This window comes from Accumulibacter sp. (genome assembly GCF_023806635.1).
Lineage (GTDB): Bacteria > Pseudomonadota > Gammaproteobacteria > Burkholderiales > Rhodocyclaceae > Accumulibacter.
This window is the reverse complement of sequence record NZ_JAMTDQ010000115.1, coordinates 39241-47248: the sequence shown is the minus strand read 5'-3', so window position 1 is coordinate 47248 and position 8008 is coordinate 39241. Positions and strand designations below refer to the sequence as shown.

Genomic DNA, 8008 nt, shown 5'->3' with positions numbered 1-8008 from the left:
TCCGACACTGGACTTCGGATGATCTGCAGACTTGCGGGTAAAGGGCAGGGCTAGGGCCCATCGGCGTCAACGCCCGGCTCGGCCGGAACCGCCGGGCAAGCGTCATCCAACTCCGGCGCGGGCCGGAGTACGCCGCCGGATGGCATCGTCGACGCCGCCGCGCCGACGGACAACCAGCGCAGCAGCGTCGCCTGCAGAACGACCGGATCGACCGGCTTGGCAATAAAGTCGTTCATGCCGGCATCCAGGCAGCGTCGACGGTCCTCGTCGAAAGCGTTGGCCGTCATCGCCACGATCGGGACCGTCTCCCGGCCCGGCATGGCGCGGATCGCCCGGGTTGCCGCCAGCCCATCCAGTACCGGCATCTGTACGTCCATCAGGATCAGGTCGTAGCTTCGGCTGCGCACCTTCGCCGCCGCTTCACTGCCATTCTCCGCCGTATCGACGGCGAAACCGACATCCTCGAGCTGCTCGAGAGCGACCTGCCGATTGATCGGGTGGTCCTCCACCAGGAGCAGCCGGGCACCCCTGCAGAGCCGGCGCAGAGCCCTGTCCGACTCGTCGGCGCCGACGGCGGGAGCGACCGGCGCGATGCCGTGGCCTCGCTGCAGGCGGGCGGTGAACCAGAAGGTGCTGCCCTCGCCGGGCGCACTCTCGACGCCGGCCTCGCCACCCATCAGCGCGGCCAGCCGCCGGGTGATCGCCAGTCCCAGACCGCTCCCGCCGTGGCGGCGGGTGGTCGTCGCATCTGCCTGCTCGAAGGCGTCGAAAATTCGCCCCTGGTCGGCGGGGGAGATGCCGATGCCGCTGTCGCGCACTTCGAAGCGGACGCGCAGCGAGTCGCCATCGTCCGCCAGCAGCTGCGCCGCCAGGATGATGCTGCCGCGCTCGGTGAACTTGACGGCATTGCCGGCATAGTTGAGCAGCGCCTGCCGCAGCCGGGTCGCGTCGCCTCGCAGCCACAGCGACCTGCCGGCGCAGTCGACCCCGGCGAGCACGCCTTTCGCCTGCGCGGCGTCGGCGATCAGCGAACGGACCTGATCCAGCAGCGCGGGCAGGGCAAAGTCGCTTTCCTCCAGCCGCAGCTTGCCGGCCTCGATCTTCGACAGGTCGAGGACGTCATTGATGACGCTCAACAGGTGGCGTCCGGCGGTGTCGATCTGTTTCAGCCAGCCGTCCTGCCTGGGCGTGACGCCGGAACGGCGCAGCAGATGGGTCAGGCCAAGGACCGCGTTCAGCGGCGTGCGGATCTCGTGACTCGTGTTGGCGAGGAAGACGCTCTTGGCGCGGTTCGCGGACTCGGCCCGCTCGCGGGCTTCGGCCAGCTGCCCGGTGCGCTCGGCGACCAGTTCCTCGAGATGGTGGCGATGCCGGTCGAGTTCCTCGCCGAGCCGCTTCCTTTCGGTGATGTCTTCCTTGACGGCGACGTAATGGGTGATGCGCCCGTCCGCCTGGCGAATCGGCGTGACGATGGCAAACTCGAAATACTCGCTGCCATCCTTGCGCCGGTTGTGGAATTCACCCCGCCAGAGATGGCCGCTGGTGAGCGCCTGCCACAACGCCGCATGCGTCGCAGCAGGCGTCTTGCCGCAGTTCAGGATGCGCGGGTTCTGGCCCAGGACCTCTGCGCGAGCATAGCCGGTGGTGCGCACGAACGCTTCATTGACGTATTCGATGCGCCCGTCGAGGTCGGTGATGACGATGCTCTCGGGACTCTGCTCCACCGCCAGCGACAGCGGCCGCAAACGCTTCTCGAAAGCCTTGCGCTGCGTGATGTCGAGCGCCGTGAAGGTGACGCCCTTGCCGTGGTCGCCCGGCTCGAAGGGACAGGACGACAGAAAGACGTCGATCATCGTGCCGTCCTTGCGTCGCCAGCGCGTTTCGACCATACCCAGACCGTGCTCGGCCATCTGGCGGTACTTTTCCTCGCCGACGTAGCGGAATTCCTCTTCCGTCGCGTACAGCAGGCGCGAGCCGAAGCCGATCAGCTCGTCGCGGCTGTAGCCGGTCATCTCGAGGATGCGCGGATTGACCTCGTGGAAGACGCGATCGACGACCACGCCGATGCCGATCGGCGCCGCCCGGATGATCGCGCGCAGTTGCGCCTCGCTCTCGTGCAGGACATCCTGCGCCCGCTTGCGCTCGCTCAGGTCGGTCACCACGACGCTGAACGTCGTCGTGGAACCGGCAGGCAAGGTCCCGAACGCCAGCCGCATCGGCAGCGTCCTGCCATCGCTGGCACGCCCGCTCAGCTCACCGCTGCTGCAGCCGCTGTGCGCCGCCTGCAGCAGGGCACGCAGCGCCGGGCGGGCCGGCGGGTCGACGAAAGTCTCGAGCGACGAGCCGGCGACGCTGTCCGCCGCCATCCGGAAGATCTCGGCGAAGCGCCGGTTGGCATACAGGATCGCCGCGTCCGCCGAGAGCACGGCCATCCCGTCGCTGATACGGTCGACCAGCAGGCGCCAGGTGTCCGGCGACGACAGGGCGGCCCGCGCGTCCGCCGACGCCACTTCGCGCGGAGCACCATCGCCACTGGCCGCCAGGCCGGTCATGCAAATTCTCCAGGTTGCGTCGCTGCAACGGCTCGCCCGCGAGCGAGGGACCGCCAGGGTTCAACGGATGCGGGGCGCTCCCCCTTCGCCTGTGCGACGCAAGGACCGCCGTCGCAGTGCTTTTCGGAGCCGGTCAATCATCACTCATTCGCGGGAAAAAATCCATCAGTTTGATCTGGTATTTCGGCTCGCTTCGCGCAGGATCGCCAGCGCCCGTTCGTAATCGAAGCGATCGATGTCTCGCCCCAGCTTCGTCGCCGCGTCAATGCCCAGGGCCGCCTGCAACAGTGGCGCAGTGCTGCGGAACGTGTCACCGGCACGCATGTCGTCGGCCGACAGCAGAGCTTCGAGTTCAGCCAGCGCCGAACGGGCACGCGGCCAGTCCTCATCGGCAGGGGGCACCTCCGCCGCGGCCGGCAGCGCGGCGCGCAAGGCAGCCGACAGCGCGCCCTGCGCCGCCTCGACCTCGGCCAGCCGCCGCCCGGTCTCTGCCGCCGACCGCTCCGTGCGCAGCGCCTCCTCCAGTTCCGCCGCCAGCGTCTGCACGTGGACGGCGCCCAGCGCACCAGCCGCACCGCGCAGCGAGTGCGCCAGGCGACGCGCCGCCACGAGATCGCCGGCGGCCAGGCAGCGCCGCAGTTCCCCGCCGTCCTCGGCGCCGGACTCGGCGAAGCGGCGCAGCAACCGCAGGTAGGTGTCCGAACGGCCACGGACGCGCTCGAGCCCCAGATGCGGATCGAAACCGGGAATCGCCGCCAGTCGCTGCGACAGGTCGGCCGCCACTTCGGCAGCCGGTTCGGCGTCGGCAGCGGCGTCCGGCACGCTGCGCTCACTCAACCAGCGGAGGATCGTCGCGAAAAGGACTTCCGGCTCCACCGGCTTGCCGACATGGTCATTCATGCCGGCATCCAGACAGCGCCGCCGGTCCTCCTCGAAGGCATTGGCGGTCATCGCCAGGATGGGAACGTGTTCGCGACCCGCCAGCGCGCGGATCGACCGGGTCGCCTGCAGTCCGTCCAGCACCGGCATCTGCACGTCCATCAGGATCAGATCGTAGGCCGTCCTGCGCGCCAGATCGACCGCCTCGGCGCCGTCGTGCGCGACGTCGACCAGCAGGCCGACTTCCTGCAGCAGGCCCAGCGTCACTTCCTGGTTGATCGGATTGTCCTCCGCCAGCAGCAGGCGAGCACCACGGTGCCGTTGCGCCAGCGCGTCCTCGGCGCTCTGCTCCGGAAGCGGATCCGCCGCTGGCGGGGGCATGCCGTGGCACTTGTCGAGAGGGACGACGAACCAGAACGTACTGCCCTGACCGGGCTGGCTGCGGACACCGAGGGTGCCGCCCATCAGTTGCACCAGCCGCCGGTTGATCGACAGGCCGAGACCGGTTCCACCGAACTGGCGGGTCGTCGAACTGTCGCCCTGCTCGAAGTCGCGGAACAACCGCTCCTGCTCCATTGGCTCGATACCGGGGCCGGTGTCCTCGACTTCGAAACGCACCTGCCAGCCGCTGGCAGTCTCCTCGAGGGCCTGCACCCGCAGCGTGATCGAGCCGCGGTCGGTGAACTTGACGGCGTTGCCGGCGAAGTTGATCAGGATCTGCCCCAGGCGCAGCGAGTCGCCGCGCAGCCTGCCCAGGAGCGGATCGACTTCGCTGACGAGCGCCAGTCCCTTGGCTCGCGCTCCGTTGCCGATCAGGACGAGGACCGGGGCCACGATCTCGTCGATCGCGAACTCGGACTGATCGAGTTCGAACTGCCCCGCTTCGATCTTCGACAGATCGAGCACGTCGTTGACCACCCCGAGCAGGTGATCGGCGGCGGCGCCGATCTTGTCCAGCTGCTGGCGCAGCTTCGGGTCGCTCGCCCGGCGCCGCGCCAGGTACGTCATGCCCAGAATGGCGTTGAGCGGCGTGCGAATCTCGTGGCTCATGTTGGCAAGAAACGTGCTCTTCGCCCGGCTGGCCGCTTCCGCGGCATTCTTGGCAACGGCCAGGGCCGCATCGGCGCGGCGACGCATGACGATGCGCCAGAGATCATCGCCGATCAGCTGCAGTTCGCGCTCGTCCGAACCGTCGTAATCAGTGGCCTTGTTGCCGACACCGAACAACACCCGCACCCGGTCATTCTCGATGATCGGCACGCCGAGGTGACGGATCAGGTGCGCATGGCCCGGCGGGTAACCCTGCCGCCCGAGCAGGCTCTGGTAGTCATTGTGTACCACGGCACGGCGCAGCCGGGCCGTGTCGGCCCAGACACCGGCCATCGAGATCGGGTAGTGGCTGTCGTAGGCGGCGGTGCAATGCTTCAGGGTCGCCGCCGACCAGGTGTAGAGCTGGATCGTCTCCTGATCCTCGTTGACCAGGTGCAGGTAGCCGATCTCGCTCTCGGTCAGGCGTACCGCTTCCTCGATGCCGCGCTGCAGGAGCTCGCGTTCGCTCAGCCGCTCGGCCTGCTGGCTCATGTCGAACATTGCCTTGAGCCGCAGGTCGCTGATCAGCAGTCGCCGGTTGGCGGCCTCGAGCCGCGCCGTCCGCTCCGCCACCAGTTCTTCCAGATGGTGGCGGTGCTGCTCGAGCTCGGCAGCGACCTGCCTGCGCTCGCTGATGTCCTGGAAGGTCCCGGTGAGAAAGGTTTCCCCGTGGTGCTCGGCGCGGCCGACGCAGCGCAGCTCGGCCCAGAAGCGGCGTCCCGACGCGGCGATCATTTCGCACTCCAGGCGGAAGGTCGTTCCACGGGCCCAGCTTTCCTGCAGGTGCTGGCGGACCGTGTCGCGGCATTCCGGCGCGTAATAGCGCAACCCCTCCTCCAGCGTCGCCGGTGGTTGACCCCGGGGATGCTCGACGAGCCAGAAGACCTCGTCCGTCCACAGCACCGTGTTCGTCAGCGGATTGGCCTTCCAGCCGCCGACGCGGGCAATGGCCTCGCTCTCGCGCAGGAACATCGTCGCATCCCGCAACGCCGTCTCGGCGCGCTTCTGCTCGCCGACGTCACGCCAGATGGCGAGGAAATAGTCGCGCCCGTGCAGACGAATCACCCGCACGCTGACCTGCACATCGAGAATGCGACCGTCCTTGCAGCGGTGGCGGGTGTCGAAACACGCGCTGCCGGCGGCGAGCACCTGCGCACACAGCGCCCGAATCTCCGCCTCGCCTCGATTCGCCTCGATCACCGCCAGCGGCATCCCGAGCAACTCCTCGCGGCTGTAGCCGAGCATCCGGCACGCCCCGCCGCCGACCTCGGCGAAGCAAAGCGTCTGCGCATCCACCAGATCGATCGCCTCGGCGGCCTCGTTGACGATCGTTCGATACAGCTCCTCCCGCTCGCGCAAGGACTCCTGCGTCGCCCGACTCTCGGTGATGTCGTGGGCAATGCCGAGGATGCCGATCAGGCGGCCGTCGCTGGCGTGCATCGGCGTCTTGATCGTCTCGAACAGCCCGCGACGACCGTCGGCGGCAAAGGTGAGCCATTCCTCGTTGACGCGCGGGCCGCCGGCGGTGACGGCCGCCCGGTCGTTCGCCCGGAAGAACTCGGCCAGTTCCCGAGCGACGAAATCGTCGTCGCTCCGGCCGACGATCTCCGCTTCACTGGCGGCGAACAGGCGCTCGAAGGCGGGGTTGCACGCCAGGTAGACGCCCTGCGGATCCTTCAGCCAGACCAGGTCGGGGATGGTCCGGATCAGCGTCCGCAGATGGGCCCGTTCGAGTTCCAGCGCGCGCTGCGCGCCGTTCCGCTCGGTGACGTCGCGGAAGCTCCAGAGGCGCGCCCGCTGCCCGTCGAGAGGGAAGGCGCGCGTGAAGCGTTCGAAGACCCGGCCATCCCTGAACTCGAGGATGTCCCAGCGACTTTCGTCGCTGCGGTAGAGTGTCTGCACGTCCTGCAGGAACGCCTCGGGCTGTGACAACTGGTCGAGCACGTGGCCGAGCAGCCGCTCGTCCTGCCCGGCAGCCATCAGTTCCTCCGGAACCCGCCACGTATCCTGGAAGCGGCGGTTGACGTTCAACACCGACCCGTCGTCAGCGACGACCAGGATGCCGTCGGCAGTCGAATCCAGGGTGGCGCGCAACAGGGCTTCGCTCCGCTGCAGCGCCTTCTGCTGCCGCAGCGATTCCGTGACATCACGCGCGACGCCGATCAGCGCCGGCCGACCGTTCCAGCGACCGGTGGCGACGCGGGTGTCGACCGCCACCAGGGTGCCGTCCGCCTTCCGCAACGGCAGTGAGCAATGCCCACCCGCGCCGGCGAAGATCCCGGCCACGACGCGCCGGCATTCGTCACGCGCTTCGGGAGGATGAACCGTCGACACCGGCTGGCCGAGCAGTGATTCACCATAGCCCAGCCCTTCGGCCACGGCCGCGTTGTAGAACAAGATGCGACCTTGCGCATCGAGCACGAACACGTGATCGGTGATGGCGCCGAACAACCCCTCCAAGTCGTGCCACTGGCTGGCGGCCTTCTCCTGGCTCTGGAGATTCTCGAGCGCCATGGTGAACTGCCGCGCCAGCGTCTCCAGCGCCGTCAGGGTCAACGGCCGCACCGCCCCCGTTTGCCTGCTCGCCAGGTTGAGGCAGGCAACCGGCTCGCCGCCGACGTGGATCGGCAGGACCAGCAGCGAGACGATGCCCTCCTCGATCAGCTCCGGTCTTGCAACCAGCGACGAATCGGTGCAGAAATCCTGCGGCGGTACGCAACTGCAGCGCAGACGGCCCTCGCGGATCACCTCTGCCTGCGGTGAATCGGCAGCCAGATGACGCACCTGGGCGAGGAAGGTTGCGGACAGTCCCCGCTCGACCAGCAGCCGATAGCCGCCGTCCGGCTCGCGCCAGTAAAGCCCGCCGCCGTCCAGCTCGGGCAGGCACAACGCGCTGTCCAGGATCTGCGGCAGCAACGTCGCACGATCCGGCCCCAGCGCGAGCGCTCCGGCAAAGTCGTGCTGTGTCTGCAGCAGCAACTCGGCATGCTTGCGCTCCGAGATGTCGATCATCGTGCCAGCGGTCAGCAGCGCCTGCCCCGCCGCGTCGCGCCGCAAGACGCGGCCGCGCGCGTTGAACCAGATCCATCGTCCGTCCGCCGTGCGCAGGCGATACTCCGCCTCGTACAACCGGGCGTCGTGTGCCAGCAGCGTCGCCTCGACCTGCGCCAGCACCGCTGGCCTGTCGTCCGGATGGATCAGGTCGAGCCACGCCTGCATGCCGGCTGGAACCATTTCGCGGCCATGGCCCATGAGCGAGCACAGGTGGGCATTCCAGACGCAGCGATCGGCAGCGTGGTCGTATTCCCAGACGCCGATGCCGGCGGCGTCGAGCACCCAGTCCAGCGACGACTGCAGTTCGGCTGGCGCGCCGCCGGACGCGGCCCGGCGCGCCGTGTACCCGGACAGCTCAGCGTCGAACGAGGGCGTCATCGGATGGCTCGCTGCCGGACCACGTGCGGATCACGCGGGCGCGACCGGCGGACGCT

Annotated in this window: 2 protein-coding genes; both read right to left on the bottom strand. The window is 68.5% G+C overall.

The annotated features are described in order from the left end of the window. Window positions 1-50: 50 nt before the first annotated feature. Entirely contained in the window at window positions 51-2552 is a 2502-nt protein-coding gene (locus NFW30_RS19670; protein WP_295349677.1) for a PAS domain S-box protein, read from the bottom strand. Window positions 2553-2717: 165 nt separating this feature from the next. Beyond that, window positions 2718-7952 carry a PAS domain S-box protein gene (locus NFW30_RS19665; protein WP_295372554.1) on the bottom strand — a complete coding sequence of 1745 codons (5235 nt, stop codon included), beginning with the start codon at window positions 7950-7952 and terminating at the stop codon, window positions 2718-2720. Window positions 7953-8008: the final 56 nt, after the last annotated feature.